Consider the following 367-nt stretch of genomic DNA (forward strand, 5'->3'; position numbering starts at 1 on the left):
ACCTCGGGAATGCCTTCCTGCGACCAGGCCGGCTTGCCGCCTCCCGAAGACGAAGGCCCGCCGGCCTGCGGCCCCTTCGCGTCTGAATCCGCGCTTGGCCCGCCTTGGCCCTGGCCCTTGCCCGCATTCGTGCCCTGGCCGGCCTGAGAGCCTTTCGAGCCCTGTCCCTGACCCCCTTGGTTGCCTTTTCCAGTGGACTGCCCGCCGCCTTCCTCGGCCCAGGCCGCGCCAGAGAAATGCCCTGTCAGCGGAACCCAGCCAGAGGCCATCACAAGCCCCAAGGCCGCCGCAATTGCCACAACCGAAACCCTCGTCCTGCTCTTTCCATCGTAGCGACGCATGTCCGTCTCCTGTCCTTAGCGCCTGC

At 67.6% G+C, this 367-nt stretch carries 1 pseudogene; it reads right to left on the minus strand.

From position 1 onward, the window contains the following. Positions 1–341, minus strand: a pseudogene (locus EIP85_RS23135) (hypothetical protein); the annotation flags it as partial. Positions 342–367: the final 26 nt, after the last annotated feature.

It is taken from the genome of Solirhodobacter olei (genome assembly GCF_004010155.1).
Lineage (GTDB): Bacteria > Pseudomonadota > Alphaproteobacteria > Rhodobacterales > Rhodobacteraceae > Solirhodobacter > Solirhodobacter olei.